Annotated in this window: 14 protein-coding genes; all 14 read left to right on the plus strand. The window is 59.7% G+C overall.

Annotated features, from left to right (window positions below; genetic code table 11):
* The 14 genes from DFS28_RS24805 (at position 1) to pseC (ending at position 20,613) form a co-directional block, all read left to right on the plus strand.
* On the plus strand, positions 1–1,089 hold the full coding sequence (locus DFS28_RS24805; RefSeq protein ID WP_111451853.1) for a flagellar basal body P-ring protein FlgI: 1,089 nt from the start codon (positions 1–3) through the stop codon (positions 1,087–1,089).
* Positions 1,090–1,100: 11 nt separating this feature from the next.
* Positions 1,101–2,399: a flagellar assembly peptidoglycan hydrolase FlgJ gene (flgJ, locus tag DFS28_RS24810; protein ID WP_111451854.1), complete on the plus strand. Its 1,299-nt coding sequence runs from the start codon at positions 1,101–1,103 to the stop codon at positions 2,397–2,399.
* 23 nt (positions 2,400–2,422) lie between these two features.
* A complete protein-coding gene (flgK, locus tag DFS28_RS24815; protein ID WP_111451855.1) occupies positions 2,423–4,483 on the plus strand; it encodes a flagellar hook-associated protein FlgK in 2,061 nt (686 codons plus the stop codon).
* Positions 4,484–4,496: 13 nt separating this feature from the next.
* On the plus strand, positions 4,497–6,065 hold the full coding sequence (locus DFS28_RS24820; RefSeq protein WP_074874495.1) for a flagellar hook-associated protein 3: 1,569 nt from the start codon (positions 4,497–4,499) through the stop codon (positions 6,063–6,065).
* 124 nt (positions 6,066–6,189) lie between these two features.
* Positions 6,190–9,762, plus strand: coding sequence for a glycosyltransferase (locus tag DFS28_RS24825; protein WP_111451856.1), 3,573 nt, complete (start codon positions 6,190–6,192; stop codon positions 9,760–9,762).
* 302 nt (positions 9,763–10,064) lie between these two features.
* Positions 10,065–10,838 (plus strand): glucose-1-phosphate cytidylyltransferase, encoded by a 774-nt coding sequence (rfbF, locus tag DFS28_RS24830; RefSeq protein ID WP_111451857.1) that lies wholly within the window; start codon positions 10,065–10,067, stop codon positions 10,836–10,838.
* A complete protein-coding gene (rfbG, locus tag DFS28_RS24835) occupies positions 10,820–11,902 on the plus strand; it encodes a CDP-glucose 4,6-dehydratase (protein WP_111451858.1) in 1,083 nt (360 codons plus the stop codon). The genes rfbF and rfbG overlap by 19 nt, the downstream gene beginning before the upstream one ends.
* The gene (locus DFS28_RS24840; RefSeq protein ID WP_111451859.1) at positions 11,899–12,459 is read left to right on the plus strand and encodes a dTDP-4-dehydrorhamnose 3,5-epimerase family protein; all 561 of its coding nucleotides are present in this window, start codon (positions 11,899–11,901) and stop codon (positions 12,457–12,459) included. The genes rfbG and DFS28_RS24840 overlap by 4 nt, the downstream gene beginning before the upstream one ends.
* Positions 12,456–13,682, plus strand: a complete 1,227-nt coding sequence (locus tag DFS28_RS24845; RefSeq protein ID WP_111451860.1) for a class I SAM-dependent methyltransferase — start codon at positions 12,456–12,458, stop codon at positions 13,680–13,682. Before DFS28_RS24840 ends, DFS28_RS24845 begins: the two co-directional genes overlap by 4 nt.
* On the plus strand, positions 13,679–14,536 hold the full coding sequence (locus DFS28_RS24850; protein ID WP_111451861.1) for an NAD(P)-dependent oxidoreductase: 858 nt from the start codon (positions 13,679–13,681) through the stop codon (positions 14,534–14,536). Before DFS28_RS24845 ends, DFS28_RS24850 begins: the two co-directional genes overlap by 4 nt.
* Complete coding sequence (locus DFS28_RS24855) at positions 14,526–15,596, plus strand: class I SAM-dependent methyltransferase (RefSeq protein ID WP_111451862.1); 1,071 nt, start codon at positions 14,526–14,528, stop codon at positions 15,594–15,596. The genes DFS28_RS24850 and DFS28_RS24855 overlap by 11 nt, the downstream gene beginning before the upstream one ends.
* Positions 15,597–15,613: 17 nt before the next feature.
* Complete coding sequence (locus DFS28_RS24860; protein WP_111451863.1) at positions 15,614–16,351, plus strand: cephalosporin hydroxylase family protein; 738 nt, start codon at positions 15,614–15,616, stop codon at positions 16,349–16,351.
* A 51-nt stretch (positions 16,352–16,402) separates the two neighbouring features.
* Positions 16,403–19,339 carry a TIGR00180 family glycosyltransferase gene (locus DFS28_RS24865; protein WP_111451864.1) on the plus strand — a complete coding sequence of 979 codons (2,937 nt, stop codon included), beginning with the start codon at positions 16,403–16,405 and terminating at the stop codon, positions 19,337–19,339.
* A 104-nt stretch (positions 19,340–19,443) separates the two neighbouring features.
* The gene (gene pseC, locus DFS28_RS24870; RefSeq protein WP_111451865.1) at positions 19,444–20,613 is read left to right on the plus strand and encodes a UDP-4-amino-4,6-dideoxy-N-acetyl-beta-L-altrosamine transaminase; all 1,170 of its coding nucleotides are present in this window, start codon (positions 19,444–19,446) and stop codon (positions 20,611–20,613) included.
* Positions 20,614–20,628: the final 15 nt, after the last annotated feature.

The following is a 20,628-nucleotide window of genomic DNA, read 5'->3' on the forward strand; positions in this document are numbered from 1 at the left end:
ATGGTGGCCGCCCTGATGCTGTCCGCAGCGTTCAACGCTCAAGCCGAGCGGCTGAAGGATATCGCCAGTATTTCCGGCGTGCGTTCCAACCAATTGATCGGCTACGGCCTGGTGGTCGGACTTAACGGCACCGGTGACCAGACGACGCAAACCCCCTTCACCCTGCAGACCTTCAACAACATGCTCTCGCAGTTCGGCATCAAGGTGCCTCCGGGTTCGGGCAACGTGCAATTGAAGAACGTCGCGGCGGTGTCGATCAGTGCTGATTTGCCGGCGTTCGCCAAGCCGGGTCAACAGGTCGACATCACCGTATCGTCCATCGGTAACTCCAAGAGCCTGCGCGGCGGCACCTTGCTGCTGACGCCGCTCAAGGGTATCGATGGCAACGTCTATGCGGTCGCTCAGGGCAACCTGGTGGTCGGCGGTTTCGACGCCGAAGGTCGTGACGGTTCGAAGATCACCGTCAACGTTCCGTCGGCCGGTCGTATCCCGGGTGGTGCGTCGGTTGAGCGTTCGGTGCCGAGCGGTTTCAACCAGGGCAACAGCCTGACGCTGAACCTCAACCGTTCGGACTTCACCACGGCCAAGCGCATCGTCGACAAGATCAACGACATGCTCGGTCCTGGCGTTGCCCAGGCCATCGACGGCGGTTCGATTCGCGTCAGTGCGCCACTCGATCCGAGTCAGCGCGTCGACTATTTGTCGATCATCGAGAACCTTGAAGTCGACCCGGGTCAGGCGGTGGCGAAAGTCATCATCAACTCGCGGACCGGCACCATCGTGATCGGCCAGAACGTCAAGGTTTCCCCGGCCGCCGTGACCCACGGCAGCCTGACCGTGACCATCACCGAAGACCCGATCGTCAGCCAGCCCGGCCCTCTGTCCAATGGGCAGACGGCGGTCGTGCCGCGCTCGCGGGTCAACGCCCAGCAGGAAGCCAAGCCGATGTTCAAGTTCGGCCCGGGCACCACCCTCGACGAAATCGTGCGTGCGGTGAACCAGGTCGGCGCGGCACCGGGTGACTTGATGGCCATCCTCGAAGCACTGAAACAGGCCGGTGCGCTGCAAGCCGACCTGATCGTGATCTGAGGACGGCGACCATGGATATGCGCAAGGGCGGATTGGGGGTCAGCAGCAACGATTCGGGTTCCTATTCGGACCTCAATCGCTTGAACCAGCTCAAGGTCGGCGACAAGAACAGCGACGGCAACATGCGCAAGGTGGCGCAGGAATTCGAGTCGCTGTTCCTCGGTGAAATGCTCAAGTCCATGCGCTCGGCCACTGAAACGCTGGGCCAGGACAATCCACTCAACACGCCGGCAGCCAAGCAATATCAGGAAATGTACGACCAGCAGTTGGCCGTTTCCATGTCCCGTGAGGGTGGCGGTATTGGTCTGGCTGACGTGCTGATGCGTCAGATGTCGAAGAACAAGCCGATGGCCCCGGGCGAGGCCGCTGCCGCGTCAGCCGCCAAGCAAGCTGCCGCGAAAGCCGCCGTGGAAACCCCGATAGCCGCCGGTACGGTCGCCACCAACGGGCCGCTGTCGCGCCTCAATGGCGAGCGTCCGTTGTGGGCTTCGCGCTCGGTGAAGTCGGCCAGCGCGGGCGAGGGCACTCATCGCAATGATATGGCGCTGATCAATCAGCGACGTCTGGCGCTGCCGCCGAAACTGGCCGACCGCTTGCTCGCAGGGCTGGTGCCGTCGGCAACGCCTCCTGCCGCGACCGCCACGACGGCGCAGAACAGCATCCAAACGCCGCAGAGCACCAAGACCGGTGCCGGTCCCCTGTACAACGGCGATTGGCTGGCTTCGCAAACGGATGCGACATCCAGCGGGCGCCTGCAGATTTATGGCCGTGCCATGGCGCAAATACCGCTGGCACCGGCGAAGAAAGCGTTCAGTTCCGCCGACGAATTCGTCAACACCATGTTGCCGATGGCCAAAGAGGCCGCCGAACGCATTGGGGTCGATCCGCGTTACCTGGTGGCGCAGGCGGCCCTGGAAACCGGATGGGGCAAATCGGTCATGCGCGCCCAGGATGGCAGCAGCAGTCACAACCTGTTCGGCATCAAGGCCAGCAGCAGTTGGAAGGGCGAATCGGCGCGGGCAATCACCAGCGAATTCAGGAATGGCGAGATGGTCAAGGAGACGGCGCAGTTCCGTTCCTATGACTCTTACAAGGACAGCTTCCATGACCTTGTGACGCTGCTGCAAACCAACAATCGCTATCAAGATGTTGTGAAGTCGGCCGATAACCCAGAACAGTTTGTGCGCGAGTTGCAAAAGGCCGGTTACGCAACCGACCCGGACTACGCGAGCAAGATTTCGCAGATAGCCAAGCAGATGACGAGTTACCAGAACTACGCTGCGGCGGGCGCTTCCACCACGCCTTTATAGGCACAAGGATTAAGGTCTGAACCATGAGTTTGCTCAATATCGGGATGTCGGGGCTGTCAGCCAGCCAATCGTCGTTGATGACGACGGGTAACAACATCGCCAACGTCGATACCGCGGGTTACTCGCGTCAGCAGACCGTGCAGGGAACCAAAGCCTCGCAGCAGTTCGGCAATGTCTACATCGGTACCGGCACGACTCTGGCCGACGTACGTCGGGTGTACAACAGCTACCTTGACGCCCAACTGCAGACCACCACGTCGCTCAACAGTGATTCGGCCGCGTACCTGGGGCAGGTCACGCCGCTGGACAAACTGCTGTCGGACACCAGCACCGGCCTCAATGGCGCACTGACCAAGTTCTTCGCCTCGGTGCAGAACGTCAACGCCAAGCCGGGTGACGACGCTTCACGCCAGTTGCTGCTCAGCGATGCCCAGGCCTTGAGCAATCGTTTCAATTCAGTGTCCAGCCAGTTGAACGAGCAGAACGCGAACATCAATGGCAACCTGACGAACATGGCCGATCAGGTCAACAAACTGGCCGCCACCGTGGCGCAGTTGAACCAGAAGATTTCCGAGATTTCCAGCTCCGGTGGCATGCCGAACGAGCTGCTCGACGCCCGAAACGAGACCGTTCGCCAGCTCTCGACCTTTACCGGCGCGCAGATCGTCGAGCGTGAAGGTAACGTCGATATCTACTTGGGCAGCGGCCAGCCGCTGGTCATGGGCAACACCGTCAACAAACTCGAAGTCGTGCCGGGCAAAGACGACCCGAACCGCTTGGCGCTGCAACTCAATCGTGGTTCGAGCACCATCGATATCACGTCGATCATGACCGGTGGCGAAATCGGCGGTTTGCTGCGCTATCGCAGCACCGTGCTTGATCCGGCCATGAACGAACTGGGTCGCGTCGCTCTGGTCGTCGCCGATCAGATGAACAGCATTCAGGCCCAGGGCATCGACAAGAACGGTGACTTCGGTTCGAACCTGTTCAACAGCATCAACAGTGCCGCGCAGATGGCTCAGCGCAGCATCGCCTCCGGCAATAACAGCGTGGGCTCGGGCAACTTCGATGTCAGCATTGAAGACACTGGCAAGCTGACCATCAACGATTACAAAGTGACGTTCACCAGCGCCACCGACTACACCGTGCAGCGCCTGCCAGACAATACGTCTATGGGCAGCTTCAACACGGCGACCACACCTGCGCCGGTGATCGACGGTTTTTCCTTGAAGCTAACCGGTGGCACCGCTGCTGCAGGCGATACCTTCAAGATCACCCCGACCCGTAACGCGGCCGCCAACATCAAGACCGAGATGACCGACTCCAAACGTCTGGCCATCGCGGCACCGTTGGGCGCGGCCATTGCGGCAGGCGGCAGTGGCACGCTGACGATTCCAGCCAGCGGCCAGCCGACCCTGACGACGAAGTTCGACATCTACGACGCGGCCACCACCACCGCGATGCAGAACGGCCTGAAAAATTCCACGCCAGTCAAAATCGTGTTCGGTGCGACGGGCGGAGCGACCCAGACTTACCAAATGCTCGATGCCAAGGGTAATCCGCTCAGCAGCGGTACCATCGTGCCGGGCCAGAACAATACGTTGTCGCTGAGTATTCCTCTGGTCGACGCCAGCGGGGCCCCGATTAATGATCCGGGGCCGCCAATCGTGCAGCGCACTGCGACGTTCGACATGACCATCGCAGGCTCGCCGGGTACCTCGACGGCGATCAACGTCTCGCTCAGTCAGCCGGGCAGCCTGGACAACCGTAACGGTACAACCCTGGCCGGTTTGCAGACTGCGCAAACCGTTGACACCGGCTCCGCCAGCAAGGGTATTTCCCTGAACGACGCTTACGGCAAACTGGTCGAAGGCGTTGGCTCCAAGGCCGCTCAGGGCAAGCTCGACAGCGCCGCGACCGAAGCCATCCTGGCGAACGCCAAAGGTGCGCGCGATTCGCTTTCGGGTGTCGACCTCGATGAGGAAACCGGCAACCTGGTCAAGTATCAGCAGTACTACACCGCCTCTTCGCAGATCATCAAGGCTGCGCAGGAAATCTTCAGCACCCTGATCAACAGCATTTAAGGAGTCGTAGCCCATGCGCATTTCTACCGCCCAGTTTTACGAGTCCTCGGCTGCGAACTATCAGAAGAATTTCGCCAACGTGGTCAAGAGCAGCGAAGAGGCCAGCAGCCTGGTTCGCGTGAACACCGCAGCCGATGATCCGGTCGGCGCCTCGCGTCTGTTGCAATTGGGTCAGCAGGCTTCGATGCTGGATCAGTTCTCGAACAATATGACCACCATCAAAGGCACGCTCGGCCAGACCGAAGCGGTGATGACCAGCATCAACAACGTGCTGCAGCGCGCCAAGGAACTAGCCCTGGGCGCGGGCAACGCCGGTTATACCGACGCTGACCGCCAGGCCAACGCCTCTGAACTGGGTCAGATCGAAGAGCAGCTGCTGAGCCTGATGAACACCAAGGACGAGAACGGCAAATATATCTTCTCCGGATCCAAGGGCGATATCGCACCGTTCTCGCGTAATACCGATGGCAGCTACACCTACAACGGTGATCAGGTCACGCTGGATCTGCCGATTGGCGATACCCAGTCGATGGCCACCAACAGCACCGGTTGGGACGTGTTCCAGCAAGCCATCAACACCAGCCGCACCCAGACTGCAATGACCTCGCCAGCCGTCGATGACGGTCGTGTGGTGCTTTCCAACGGTCAGGTGGGCTCCGACGTTACCTACAACGCAAAATTCCGCAGTGGCGAACCGTACACGGTGAATTTCGTCAGCGATACGCAGCTGCAAATCACAGACTCGCTGGGTAACGATGTCACCGCCGAGGCCAGTCAGAACGGTGTGTTCAGTTCCACCGGTGGGGCGGCCACGCAGACTGTCAACTTCCGTGGCGTCGATCTGAAGTTGAACATTAACCTGCAAGCGGGTGACGTTCCGAGCACGGTGATCACCGGACACAGTTTCACCCTGGCTGCCAAGCCGGACAGCTTCAATGCGTCCCGCAGCCCAGGTAACCCCTCGGCGGCGCTGGTCACCGGGACGGCGGTCACCAATAGCGCCGACTACCACGCCAGTTTTCCGGGTGGCGGCGCGATCCTCAAGTTCACCAGTGCCACGAATTACGATTTGTATGCCTCGCCTTTGACCGCTAACAGCACACCGGTTTCCAGCGGCACAATGGCGGGTTCCACAGCAACAGCGTCAGGTGTCTCCTTTACTTTGGCCGGTACACCGGCGGCGGGAGATCAGTTTTCCGTTGCGGTCAACACTCACCAGACGCAAAACGTTCTGGACACTGTCAGTCAGCTCAAAACAGCACTGTCGACGCCGACCAACAATAATCCGATAGCCATTCAGAAACTGAACGCGGCAATCGGCTCGGGTGTTGGCAACTTGTCCAGTGGCATCGACCAGTTGGCGTCAGGTCTCAGCTCCGTGGGTGGTCGCGGCGCATCATTGGTCACCCAGACTGACATCAACCAGAGCCTGGCACTGGCCAATACGCAGACGCAGGGTGCGATTCGTGATTCAGACCCTGCCGAAGTGATGACCCGTCTGACGCTGCAGCAAACCATGCTTCAAGCCTCGCAACTGGCGTTCAGCAAAATTGCTCAGTTGGGGTTGTTCAACAAAGTCTGAGTCAAGGCCCTCGCGATGTTGTCGCGGGGGCTTAAGACTGCTGAGTGCAAACCGTCTTTTTTCAGCGGTTCCGGGAACTCTCCTTGTTTAGAGTGAGGTCCCGCCGCTCGAGAGTTCCCTCGCCGTGAAACCAGCTCCTCTTGTCACCATCGCCATCCCCGCCTTCAACCCGCAGTTCTTCCAGACGGCGCTGCAAAGCGCGCTGAATCAGACCTACGCCAATCTTGAAGTGATCGTCTGCGATGACAGTGGTGGCAACGAGATCCGCGAGATCGTCGATGCCTGCGAGGTGCCTGTCTCGATTCGCCTGCGCTATGTGCGCAATCCGCAGCGCCTGGGTTTTCAGGCCAACCTCATGGCCTGTGCGCAAGAGGCCAGCGGTGACTATCTGAAGTTACTGTGCGACGACGACCAGCTACTCCCCGAATGCATCACTCAGCAGATCGTCGGCTTCATCGACCACGAAGACGTCAACCTGGTGACCGGCCAGCGGCAGTTTTACGACGGTGATTACATCCTGCTTTCCGACCGTGTGGAAAATTGCTGTTTTTCCACGGGAGTCACCTTGTTCAAGGGTGAGGATCTGCTGGGCATTCTGGAAAGCAGTCTGGTCAATTTTCTCAGTGGCCTCAGCGGGGCGTTGTTGCGAACCCGGCATGCGCTGGAATATTTGCCGGCCCTGACTCAGATTGGCGAAGGCTTTATCGCGTGTCTGGACTTCGCCTTGTTTGCCTGCCTGCTACGGCGTGGCAATCTGGTGGTGGTGGGTCAGGTGTTGAGCCTTGAGCGTTTGCATCCGGCGCGGCTGAGCGATCAGACACCAGTCAAGGCTGCGGTAATGACCGAGCTCGACTGGCTCAAGCAAATGCTTGCCTTGCGCAGTGGTGAGCCGGCGCCTGCGCCGGGCTGGGTACGTTATCTGGCACTGGTCGATGCGACTGAGGGGCACGCCTATGCCTGGGAAGAAACTGCGCTGGGACGGCAACTGGGCTTCATTCAAACGATGGTGCACACCCGGGTAGGCGTCAAGAGCGACAGCTTTGTCGACATGTACCGGGAATGGCTGTCGTGCCGTCGTTTGAAACCGGCCCAGCAACGTTTGCTCGACGCCCGTTTGCAGGGTTGGAGCTGGCGTCCGCGCATCGTGCCGATTGTTCTCGACAGCGAAGGCGATGTTCCGGCGCTGGAAGAGACGCTCAAGAGCATTCGTCATCAGACCTACGCCGCCGAGCACGTGGTAGTGCTGTCCCAATTACAGCACGCGCCATTCGACGGTGTGCGTCATATACGTCTGGATGATGAACCGGTTGCCCAGTTCAATCGCCTGCTGGCCCAGTTGGATAACGCAGACTGGATCTATCTGGTTCGCGCGGGCGATCGCTTGAATGAACTGGCTTTACTGTTACTGGCAGAGCGCATGGTGGAAATGCCTGACGTGCGCTGCCTCTACAGTGACGAGGGCGGATTGCGTGATGACGTCTCGGTCGAGCCGGTGTTCAAGCCCGACTTCAACCTGGATCTGATGCGCAGCTATCCCTATGTCGGCCGCGTGCTGGCCCTGCAGCGGCAGCGGATGATCGAGCTGGGTGGCATGCAACACGGTTTTGGCGAGCTGGGTGTGCATGATCTGGTCTGGCGACTGGTGGAGAGTAACGGGCCACATGCGATTGGGCACATCGCTGAAGTTCTCGTGGAATCTGCTCTGTGTCTCTCCCAGTGGCTCACGCAGCCGCAGATTATCGAGCAGAACCCTCGCGTGCTGGCCGCGCACCTGCAGCGGCTCGGTGCACCACACCGGATTCGCCCCGGCAGCCAGCCGATGATCAATCGTGTGGACTACCTGCATGATGAGCCGGCCATGGTTTCGATCGTCATTGCGACCCGCGATGAATTGGGTTCCCTGGAGCGTTGCGTCGAAAGTCTGTTGGAGAAAACCGCCTGCCAACGCTATGAAGTTCTCATTGTCGACAATGGCAGTACTGCCGTTGATGCCTGCAACTGGCTGTCGGCCATGGAGCAAATGGGCAGTGACAAACTTCGGGTGTTGCACTGTGATCATGGTGACAATCTGGCGGCTGTGCAGAACTTCGCTGCCGGCCACGCCCGTGGCGACTATCTGTTGTTTCTCAGTCCCTACAATATCGTTGTGAGCCCTGATTGGCTCGACGAGTTGCTCAATCACGCTCAGCGTCCGGAAGTCGGTGTGGTCGGCGGTCGGCTGGTGAGTCCGCAAGGGCGTATCGAGGGCACTGCCCAGGTACTGGGGTTGCGGGGGGCGGTCGGTGTTCCCAATCGTGGTGAGTTGCTCAACACGTCCGGTTACATGCAGCGCCAGCAGACCGTACAGAATTTCAGTGCCGTGGGCATCGATTGCCTGCTTGTGCGCAAGAAGGTTTTTGATGATCTGCACGGCCTGGACGAGCAGAATCTGGCGCAAGCACTCAATGGCGCTGACTTTTGCCTGCGTGTGAAGCAAAGCGGATACCTGGTGGTGTGGACTCCCTACGCCGAATTGATGCGAGTGGTTCCATCCTCTGCCTTCACTCCCGCTCCCAAGGTGTTGCAGGCCGAGCAGAAAAGCTTTTACCAGCGATGGTTGCCAGTGATAGCCAGGGATCCGGCCTACAACCCTAATCTGAGTCTGGGCACCAGCAACTTCAGTTTGGAGCCGGGATTCAAGGATGGTTGGGACCCGTTCTCGCGTCAGCTTTTGCCCAAGATTCTGGCGATTCCAATCAATACCACCGCAGTGGGCCATTACCGGGTTGCCCAGCCGTTCCGTGAGTTGGAGGCGGCCGGGCGCGTGGTGGGGCATCTGAGTTATCACACGCCGACAGACATTGACCTGGAACGGTGCTCCCCCGACGTGATCGTGCTGCAGGGCCGCTATAGCCAGAATGCGGTCGATGAGGTTGAGCGAGTCAAAAACTGCTCGCATGCTTTGCGCATCTTCGAACTTGACGATTATGTGATTGATGTCCCGAAGAAGAACGCGCACCTGCGCAAGGCTGAGGTCGGTGTCGATAAAATAGTGCGCCGTGGCATAGGGCTGTGTGACCGGGTTGTGGTCTCGACCCAGCCCTTGGCCGACGCTTTGCGGGACATGCATCACGATATCCGGGTGGTTCCGAACATGCTTGCGCCGCATCTCTGGACCGGGCTCACCAGTCAGCACCGCACCTCTCGCAAACCTCGCGTGGGTTGGGGGGGCGGGACGAGTCATGATGGAGACCTGGCGATCATTGCGGACGTGGTACGCCTGCTTGCCAACGAAGTCGAATGGGTGTTCTTCGGCATGTGTCCGCCGGCTTTGCGTCCATTTGTCCATGAGTTCCATCCCAGCATCGGCCTGGAGGCCTATCCGGCCAAACTGGCCAGCCTGAACCTCGATCTGGCCTTGGCGCCGCTGGAGTTCCACATCTTCAACGACTGCAAGAGCAACCTGCGTCTGTTGGAGTACGGCGCCTGCGGTTACCCGGTGATTTGCACCGACACTGAAGCCTATCGCGGCTATCTGCCCTGCACCAAGGTCGTGAGCAACAGCACCGAGGAATGGCTCGAGGCAATCCGCATGCACCTGTCCGACCCTGATGCGAGCTATCGCATGGGCGATGCGCTGCGTGAGGAAGTGCTGCGCGATTACATGCTCAAGGGCAACAATCTCAACTACTGGGCCGAGGGCTGGTTGCCTGACTGATCGGGCATGGATGTACACCTGCATACCTGAATCAGACGCCTTTCTCCTGCTACGGGATTGAAGGTGCCCGCTTTACGCTTGGGGACGAACCCGGTCTGCATGATCCGGATTCGTCCCTTTTTTGTGCCTGTTATTTGGATTCGTGAGCTGGCGCGTTTCCTGCAAGTCCCCCTCATATCGCCATAAAACGAGCGCTTGCGGCCGGTACGCCGCCGCCTGACACGGCAGAGTGTTTTAGCCAGACAGCACGCAAAAGCTTGAAATAGCTTGGCCGAGCTCTGTGAAGAACAAGAGGGGAGACGATGAAGGCAGTAATTCTGGCGGGTGGCCTGGGCACGCGCATCAGCGAAGAGTCGCACCTCAAGCCCAAGCCAATGATCGAGATCGGCGGTAAGCCAATTCTTTGGCACATCATGAAGCAGTATTCCGCTCACGGGATTCATGACTTCGTGATCTGCCTTGGTTACAAGGGCTATGCGATCAAGGATTTCTTCGCCAACTACTTCCTGCACACCTCCGACGTCACCTTCGACATGCGCAACAACCGCATGGACGTGCATCAGAACTACAGCGAGCCGTGGAGCGTCACTCTCATCGACACCGGCGAGGAAACCATGACCGGTGGCCGCTTGCTGCGCGCCGGCCGTTACCTCAAGGATGAAGAGGCCTTCTGCTTTACCTACGGCGACGGCGTCTCCGATATCAATATCCGTCAACTGGTGGACTACCACGCCACCCACGGTCGTCTGGCGACCGTCACCGCCGTACAACCGCCGGGCCGTTACGGTGCCCTGGAGCGTCACGGCGATCAGGTGCTCGGTTTCACCGAGAAGCCCCGTGGTGACGGTGGCTGGATCAATGGCGGTTTCTTTGTGCTTTCGCCCAAAGTGCTCTCGTACATCGGCGGTGATGACACCACTTGGGAAGCCGAGCCATTGGCCCGTCTGGCCCGGGACGAACAATTGAAAGCCTTCGAGCATGAAGGCTTCTGGCACCCGATGGACACTCTGCGCGACAAGAACTACCTCGAAGCGCTGTGGCAGAGCGGGGAGGCCCCATGGAAGCAATGGGACTGAGCCCGGAATTCTGGCGTGGCAAACGCGTTCTACTGACCGGCCACACCGGGTTCAAGGGCAGTTGGCTGACCTTGTGGCTGCAAAGCCTGGGCGCGCAAGTCAGCGGTTTTGCCCTCGACCCGTCGACCGAACCGAGCCTGTTCGAACTGGCCCGGGTGCACGAGGGCATCAATGATCAGCGCGGCGACTTGCGTGACCTCGGCGCATTGCTGGAGCTGATCGCCGAAACGCAGCCGGAAATCGTCCTGCACCTGGCGGCCCAGCCACTGGTGCGCGAAGGCTATCGCGATCCGCTCGGGACCTATTCCAGCAACGTCATGGGCACCCTCAACCTGCTCGAAGCGATCCGTCAGGTCGGTGGCGTACGCGCCTGTGTGCTGGTGACCACCGACAAGGTTTACGCGAACAAGGAATGGCTGTGGCCCTACCGCGAAGACGAAGCCCTCGGCGGCCACGACCCTTACAGCAGCAGCAAGGCCTGCTGCGAGTTGCTGGCCCAGTCCTATGCCGCTTCGTTTTTCCCGGCCGAGCGCTATGCCGAACACGGTCTGGCGTTGGCCACGGCCCGGGCCGGCAACGTGCTGGGCGGTGGTGACTTCGCTCCAGAACGCTTGATCCCTGATGTGCTCAAGGCCTGGTCGGCGGATGAGCCGGTGACCCTGCGTTACCCGCAAGCCGTGCGCCCTTGGCAGCACGCTCTGGAACCGTTGGCCGGTTACCTGCAACTGGCCGCCGGTCTCTATGACAAAGGTCCCGAGTTTGCCGGTGCCTGGAACTTTGGCCCGAGCGAAGCGGACATGTGCAGCGTCGGCGAAGTGGTCGAACTGCTCGCCAACCGCTGGCCACAAGCGCGCGGATTGCGCATCGAACCGAGCGATTTGCATGAGGCCGGTCTGTTGCGCCTCGACAGTAGCCGCGCCCGTCAACTGTTGGCCTGGCAACCGCGCTGGTCGTTGCAGCAATGCCTGACCCATACCCTCGATTGGCACCTGGCCTGGCAAAATGGCGACGACATGCGCGCCATCACGTTGGCCCAGTTGAACCTGTACCGAGGCGCGCTGTGAGTGAGTTTCTGTTGAAGTCATTGCCGCTGGCCGGACTGTTCAGCGTGCAGCACAAACGCTTCGAAGATGAGCGCGGGCACTTTGCGCGGCTGTTCTGCGAAGGCAGCCTGAGCGCCTTCGGCCAGCCGTTTCATATCCACCAGATCAACCATTCCTGCACCCGTGAGCGGGGCAGTGTGCGGGGGCTGCATTATCAGAACGCCAGCGCACCGGAAGCCAAATTGATCACGTGTCTGCGCGGTGAGGTCTGGGACGTGGCGGTGGATTTACGCCCGGACTCGGAGACCTTTCTGCACTGGCACGCCGAACACCTGCGGGCCGGCGACGGTCGCAGCCTGTTGATCCCGGCCGGTTTTGCCCATGGTTTCCAAACCCTCACCGATGACGCCGAATTGCTTTACCTGCACAGCGCTGATTACACGCCTGCGCACGAGGGCGGTTTGTCGGTGAACGATCCACGGCTGGCGATTGCCTGGCCGTTGCCTGTCAATAATCTGTCGGCCAGGGATTCCAGCCATCCCATGCTCGATGAACATTTCGCTGGAGTGCGTGTATGAACTGCCGTGGTTGCGCAACCCCGCTGGCCTTGCCGCTGATTGATCTGGGCACTTCACCGCCGTCCAATGCCTACGTGCGCGCCGATCAGCTGGAACAATCCGAGCAATGGGTGCCGCTGAAGGTTGCAGTGTGTCAGCAATGCTGGCTGGTGCAGACCGAGGATTACACCAGCGCCGACAGCCTGTTCGACGCCGAGTACGCCTACTTCAGTTCGTTTTCCAGCACCTGGCTGACCCATGCCGAGCGCTATGTGGGCGAGATGGTCGAGCGTTTCGGTCTGACGGCTGACAGCCGTGTGGTGGAAATCGCCGCTAACGACGGTTACTTGTTGCAGTACGTGGCTGGGCGCGGCATCCCTTGCCTGGGCGTCGAGCCGACCCGCAGCACCGCGCAAGCAGCACGGGAAAAAGGCCTGGAGATCCGCGAGCTGTTCTTCGGTCGCGATACCGCGTTGCAGCTGACAAACGAAGGCTGGGCCGCCGACCTGATGGCGGCCAACAACGTGCTGGCCCACGTGCCGGACATCAATGATTTCCTCTGCGGTTTCGCTACTTTGCTCAAGCCGACGGGCGTGGCGACATTCGAATTTCCGCAGTTGCTGACCCTGATGGCAGGGCAGCAATTCGACACGCTGTATCACGAGCACTATTCCTACCTGTCCCTGACCGCCGTGCAAACGCTGTGCGAGCGCAACGGTCTGGAAGTGTTTGATGTCAGTCAGCTCTCGACCCATGGCGGTTCGCTGCGCGTGTTCGTTCAGCGCGTCGACGGTGTGCGCCGCGAAGTCCTGCCAGCGGTTCAACTGCAACTGCAAGCCGAGCTCGATGCCGGTGTAAAAACCCCCGAGTACTACGCAACCCTCGCGCCCGCCGCCGAACGCATCAAGCACGAACTGCTGCGCTTCCTGTTGCAGGCCAAAGCCGACGGCAAGCATGTGGTCGGGTACGGCGCCGCTGCCAAGGGCAACACCTTGCTCAACTACGCTGGGGTCAAACCGGACTTGCTGGCCTGGGTCGCCGATGCCAACCCGCACAAGCAGGGCAAGTACCTGCCGGGCAGTCGTATCCCGATCGTTTCGCCGGCGCAGATCGACATCGAGAAACCGGATTACGTGCTGGTTCTGCCGTGGAATTTGCTGCATGAAGTCAGTCAACAATTGGCCCGGGTGCGTCAGTGGGATGGCCGTTTGGTGATCGCCGTGCCCGAGTTGACCGTCCTGTGAAAGTGCTCGTGACCGGCGCCACCGGGTTTGTCGGCCGGCATCTGGTCGCGGCCTTGCTTGCTCGTGGTTGCGAAGTTCGCGCCGTGGCGCGCAACGCCGAGACCGCCGCGAGCATGCCGTGGATCAATGCGGTGGAGTTCATCGCCGCGGATATTCACGCCGCTGACCTGGACATCGCCAAGCTGACCACGGGTGTCGATGCCTTGGCGCATCTGGCCTGGCCGGGGTTGCCGAACTATCAGGCACTGTTCCATTTCGAGCACAACCTGATGGCTGACTACCGGTTCATCAAGGGCGCGGTCGAGGCGGGCGTGTCGCAGGTGCTGGTCACCGGAACCTGTTTCGAATACGGCATGCAGAGTGGGCCGCTCAGCGAGCAGACCGCGCCGCAGCCAAGCAACCCTTATGGGCTGGCAAAGAACACCTTGCGCGTGTTCCTCGAAAACTTGCAGCACGAGAAGTCATTCACCCTGCAATGGGCGCGGCTGTTTTACCTGCACGGCAGCGGACAGAACCCCAATAGTTTGCTGGCAGCGCTGGATCGGGCGATCGATGCCGGCGACGAACGTTTCAACATGTCGGCCGGTGAGCAACTGCGCGATTACCTGGCCATCGAGACTGCCGCCGGTTATCTCGCGGCGATCCTGCAACAGCGGGACTTCAATGGCGTGATCAATTGTTCCAGCGGCCAGCCGATATCGGTCAGAGCGCTGGTCGAGCAGCGGCTGCGTGAACGTGACGCATCGATCAGTTTGAACCTCGGTCACTACCCATACCCGACCCATGAACCGATGGCGTTCTGGGGCGTGGCGGACCGCTTGCAACAGCTACTGGGAGCAGAGCATGAGGCATGAGTTGTATCGGGTCGCCGACCTGCCGGTGTTGCAGAATCGCACCTTCGCCGACCCGCAATCGGCCAGGGCTTCGGCCTCTGCCGACATGGTGTTGGTACAGGATGAGCAGAGCGGGTTGATCTTCAACCAGGCCTTCGATGCCGACAAGCTCTGCTACGACGCCGACTACCAAAATGAGCAGGCACATTCGGTCCAGTTCCAGAAGCACCTGAGCGATGTCGAAGGCATCATTGCCCGCCACTTCAAGGGCCAGGAACTGATCGAAGTCGGCTGCGGCAAAGGCTACTTTCTCGAACTCCTGAAAGGTCAGGGCTATGCCATCACCGGCATCGACCCGGCGTACGAAGGCGACAATGTCGACGTGATCAAGGCCCCGTTCACGCGCGGGCTGGGTCTGGCGGCGGACGCCATCGTGCTGCGCCATGTGCTCGAACACATTCAGGATCCGGTGAGCTTTCTTGCCGAGATCGCCGAGGCCAATCAGGGCGGGCAGATCTACATCGAAGTGCCGTGCTTCGACTGGATTCTCGAGCACCGCGCCTGGTTCGACTTGTTCTACGAGCACGTCAATTACTTCCGTCTCGATGACCTGCGCCGGATGTTCGGCACCGTGCAGGAGGCCGGTTACCTGTTCGGTGGCCAATACCTGTACATCGTTGCGGATCTTTCGACCTTGCGCCTGATCCCGGAACAACCGGTGCCGCGCCTGGACCTGCCCGAAGGTTTCACCCGTAGCCTTGAACGTGCGGTGCAGATTATTCAGGCCGACCCCGAACAAGGTTCGGCGATCTGGGGGGCATCGTCCAAAGGCGTGATCTATTCATTGTTCCTGCAACGGGCCGGTGTGGCAGTGGACCGCGTGGTGGATATCAATCCGGCCAAGCAGGGCCGTTATCTGCCGCTGAGCGGTGTGCGGGTGTCCTCTCCACAAGAGGCCATGGAGGCTCTGCCCGAAGGCGCCAATCTGTTTGTGATGAACTCCAACTACCTCGAAGAGATCAAGCGGATGACTGGTGGACGTTACGTCTATCACGCCGTCGACAACGCTTCGTTCCAGTGACCATTGAGAATTTTGAAATGACCGACAACAGCATCAACAAAGCCTTCGAAGCCGAATGCCAGGCAGAAATCGCGCGTCAGGGCGATGACCAGAAACTCACCGGCCTGGCCCGGGATTTTTTCAATGAATCGGCCAGGCACAAATACAGCTACCACTTCTCGTGGATGGGCCGTCCGATCATCCAGTTGCCGCAAGACATGATGGCCATGCAAGAGATCATCTGGCAGGTCAAACCGGACCTGGTGATCGAATGCGGTATTGCCCATGGCGGTTCGATCATCTACTACGCATCGTTGCTGGAGCTGCAAGGCCACGGCGAAGTGCTGGGCATCGACCTCGACATTCGTGCGCACAACCGCGAAGCCATCGAGAACCACCCGATGAGCAAGCGCATTTCGATGATCGAGGGTTCGAGCATCGACCCGGCCATCGCCGCCAAAGTCCGCGCTGCGGCCGAAGGCAAGAAAGTCATTCTGGTGCTGGACTCCAACCACACCCACGACCACGTGCTTGAAGAATTGCGTCTCTATGCGCCACTGGTTTCGGTGGACAGCTACTGCGTGGTGATGGACACCGTGGTTGAAGACATGCCGGCCGACTTCTTCCCGGATCGTCCATGGGGCCCGGGCGACAACCCGAAGACTGCGGTATGGAAGTACCTGGAAGAGAACAAGGACTTCGAAATTGACCAGCCACTGCAAAACAAGCTGCTGATCACCGTGGCGCCGGACGGCTACCTACGTCGCGTTCGTTAATCAAAAGTGGTTTCAGGTTCTTGGCGATTGGCCGGTTGTGGGGATAGGAAAATGCAGGTTCAAAGCAACACTCAAACCAACGTGACACCGCTGAACGAGCTGTTCACGGTGGTGGTTATCACCCACAACCGCAGTGCGTTCCTGCGACGTGCCTTGCAGTACTACAGCAGCTACTCCGCCAAGGTGCTGGTGCTGGATTCGTCCGTGCAGGGCGATGAGCGCCTCGCGGCCGACTTCCCGTCGGTCGACTATCGCCATTTGCCTCAGTTCACCTACACGGGTTTTCAACAAAAGCTTGCGTATGGCGCCAGCCAGGTCACCACACCGTACATGGTGCTGGCCGCCGACGATGACTTCCTGCTGCACGATGCATTGACCGAGTCTGTGAACTTCCTCGAGGCCAATCCCGATTACGGCATGTGCCACGGCTACTGCCTGATGTACCTGACGCACTCCAATTATGTGCAGTACTACCGTCGCGACAAGAAGGTGAAAGAGGATTACAGCGCCGATCGCGCGCAGGATCGTGTGCTCGACTACATGGGCCAGTACATTCCGCCGTTCTATGCGGTGCACCGTACTTCGCTGTTGCAGGACTGGTACGCGGCCATGCCGGAGGGCACGATTTTCGAGTGGCAGGAAATCGGTCACGTGTACTACATGCTCGCGCGGGCCAAGGCGCGGATTCTGCCGATGCCTTATGTGGTGCGGGAGGTCAACTATGGCCGTTCGGATCACAATACCGAAATCATTCACGTCCTGAGTTTCAAAGACGCCCGCTCCGTCGCCGAGCGTGAGCGCTTTGCCGGTTTCCTCGCCACGCTGCCGACCGGCATCAGCGACCTGAACCAGGTGCAGACCGCAGAGTTCGCCCTGCAAAGTTTCCAGGCGCTGGCCGACAGCCTGGCCGCGCGCAATGCATTGACGATCGAGCCGATTTTCGAGTCCTACTGGAAAGACCCCACCATCGGCCCGAAGCGCGCATTCGGGCCTCATCAGTATGTCGAGATGCCGTTCTACAACCAGGCGTTTTTCGATCAACTGACCGAGTGCGAATTCCTGCTCCATGCGATGCCTGCCGGACGCTTGCAGCTGGAAGAAATGGAAGGTGCGTTACTTCAGCAGCACACGTTGCAGCGGATCTATTCCAATGACACGTCCGAGACCATCCAGAACCGTTTGCTGCATGCCGTACAGTTGGGCGCATTCAACCGTAGGGTTGTGCAAAAACTGGTGCAGCAACTGTTGGACATGGGCGAGAGCACCGATGCGAAAATATTGACGGACTGGATTGCCCGCCTCGACAGCGTACCGACCTACGACAGCCGTCAGTTGCTGGACAGTATGCCCTCCGGCCGGCTGTTGAACTGGTTGCAGGCTCGCCAGCCGAACGACACGGCAGTACGGAAAATCAATCAACATCTGGCGGCCAATAAGGGCGGGCCTCAGTTCGGCATTCTGCTGCTGGATCTTGAAGCCGACATGGACAAGTTGCAGACCACCTTTGACAGCCTGATGGAAAGCGCTTTCCGCGCCTTTAAGGTGGTGGTCTTCACCGCCGGTGATTTGCCCCAGGTCACCACCGAACAAAATACTGTGCATTTTGTAAAGGTCAGTGCAAGCAACTACGTCGATAGACTGAACCAGATTGCCCAGCGCTCGACGTCGGACTGGCTGCTGTTGGCCGAGGCCGGCGATGAGTTCACGTCTGCCGGCTTCCTGCGTGCCAGCCTTGAGTTGCAGAACGCCGAAGGTTGCCGTGCGGTGGCGATGGATGAGATTCATCGCCGTAGCAACGGCACATTGACCGAAGTTTTCCGTCCGGACTTCAACCTCGACCTGCTGCAAAGTCTGCCGGCGTTGACCGCCCGGCATTGGCTGTTCCGACGCGAGGTGCTGGTGGATGTCGGCGGTTATGCCCGCGAGTTCAGCGATGCCCTGGAATTCGACCTGCTGCTGCGCCTGATCGAAACTGGCGGGCTGGCGGGTCTGGCGCATTTGGCCGAACCATTGCTCATCACCCCGGCAGTGGAGATGGCACCGAACGAGCACCAACGTCAGACTCTGGTGCGTCACCTGGCAACCCGTGGCTATCAGGCACAGGTGAGCGCTGAGGTATTTGGTGGCTTGCGGATCGACTACCGCCACGCCGGGCGTCCGAAGGTGTCGATCATCGTACGCAGTGAGGGCTGTCAGGAGCAATTGCAGCGCTGCCTGGTGAGCGTATTGCAGCGCACGCGCTATCAGAACAACGAAATTATCATCGCTGACAATCACAGTCAGTCAGCCGATCTGCTGACGTGGCTCGACAGTCTGGAGCAAAACGGCGGCGGGCGGATTCGCCTGATCAAGAACGAGCGGCGCGTGAGCTCGTCGGCACTGCTCAACCAGGCCGTCGCGCAGGCGCAAGGTGAGTATCTGATACTGCTCGCAGAAGACGCCGAGGTGGTCAATGCCAATTGGGTCGAAGCCTTGCTCAATCAGGCTCAGCGTCCTGAAGTGGGTGTGGTGGGGGCCAAACTGGTTGATCGCGAGGGCAGCGTGACCGGCGCCGGTCTGATTCTGGGACTGGAAGATGGCGTGGCTTCTGCGTTCATTGGCGAGAAAAAAGACGCACCGGGTCATATGCATCGACTGCTGGTCGAGCAGAATTATTCGGCAGTTTCCGACGCTTGTCTGATGGTGCGCAAGGAGGTGTTCGACGCACTGGGCGGGCTGGATGAAGAGCATTTCGAGCAAGCGTATGCCGATGTCGACTTTTGCCTGAAAGTCGCCGATGCCGGGTTGCTGACCGTATGGACGCCGCAAGTGCAAATCGCCCACCCCGGCACTTTGCCGGATGACCCGCAGGCGGCAGCTGCCCTGCGTGACAAGTGGCAGGCGCGCTTCGCTCAGGATGCGGCCTACAACCCGAATCTTTCCCTGACCGGCAAGGGCTTTACTCTTGGCGACGCTGCCAGTGTCAACTGGGCGCAGTTGCTTGCCTAAGTTGTTTGACCCAGTAAAAGGACTCACGACATGTTCAACGGCAAATTGCTCCTGAAGGATGCGCCTACCTGCTTGCTCGATGTGCATTGCGTTGAGTCACGGTCATGACGCCTTACCGCATTCCCTACGGCCGACAAAACATTGATCAGACGGATATCGATGCCGTCATAGAGGTACTCAAGTCACCCTGGCTGACTCAGGGGCCAACCATCGAACGCTTTGAAAGGGCACTGGCCGATCACTGCCAGGCCGAGCACTCGGTAGCGGTCTGTAACGCCACGGCGGCGTTGCACATCGCTTGCCTCGCCGCCGGGCTGGGGCCGGGCGATTATCTGTGGACAAGCCCGAACACCTTTGTCGCGTCCGCCAATTGTGGGCGCTACTGTGGCGCCGAAGTCGATTTCGTCGACATCGATCCGCACACCCTGAACCTGGATGCGCGGTTACTGGCAGAGAAACTCGAGGTTGCCGAAGCGGCCGGGAAGTTGCCCAAGGTGGTGGTGGCGGTCGCGTTCGCGGGGCAGAGTTGCGACATGCGCACGCTATCGCAACTGTCTGAGCGGTATGGTTTTGTCCTGATCGAAGATGCTGCCCATGCGGTGGGTGCCTCGTACTTGGGGCGTCCGGTCGGCTGTGGTCAATATGCGGCCATGACTATTTTCAGCTTCCACCCGGTCAAGATCATTACCAGCGCCGAGGGTGGCATGGTGCTGACCAATAATGCCGAGTATGCCGAGCGTTTGCGGCGGCTGCGCAGCCACGGCATCACGGGTGATCCGGCACAGATGAAGGTGCCGGAGACGGGGTTGTGGTACTACCAGCAACTGGAGCTGGGGTTCAATTACCGGATGACCGATTTGCACGCCGCATTGGGGCTGTCGCAAATGGCGCGTCTTGACGCGTTTGTCGCCAGACGTCGTCAACTGGCCGCACGTTATGAAACACTGCTCGTTGGCCTCGCTGTGACATTACCGGTCGTTCAGCCAGGCGCAGAGTCGGCCTGGCACCTGTATGTGGTTCGATTGCAGCTTTCGCTCATTACTCTCAGCCAACCGCAGGTGTTCGAAATGTTGAGGGCGGCGGGGCTGGGCGTGAACCTGCATTACATTCCGGTGCACTTGCAGCCTTACTACCGTGAACAGGGTTTCAAGGACGGCGATTTCCCTCAGGCCGAGCGTTATTTTGCCGAGGCCATCAGCCTGCCGTTGTACCCCGACCTGACGGATGAGCAGCAAGATGAAGTGGTGGAGCATTTAAGGCGAATCCTGGGTTGAACATCATGATTTATC

It is taken from the genome of Pseudomonas sp. 478 (assembly GCF_003254125.1).
In the GTDB taxonomy this organism is placed as follows: domain Bacteria; phylum Pseudomonadota; class Gammaproteobacteria; order Pseudomonadales; family Pseudomonadaceae; genus Aquipseudomonas.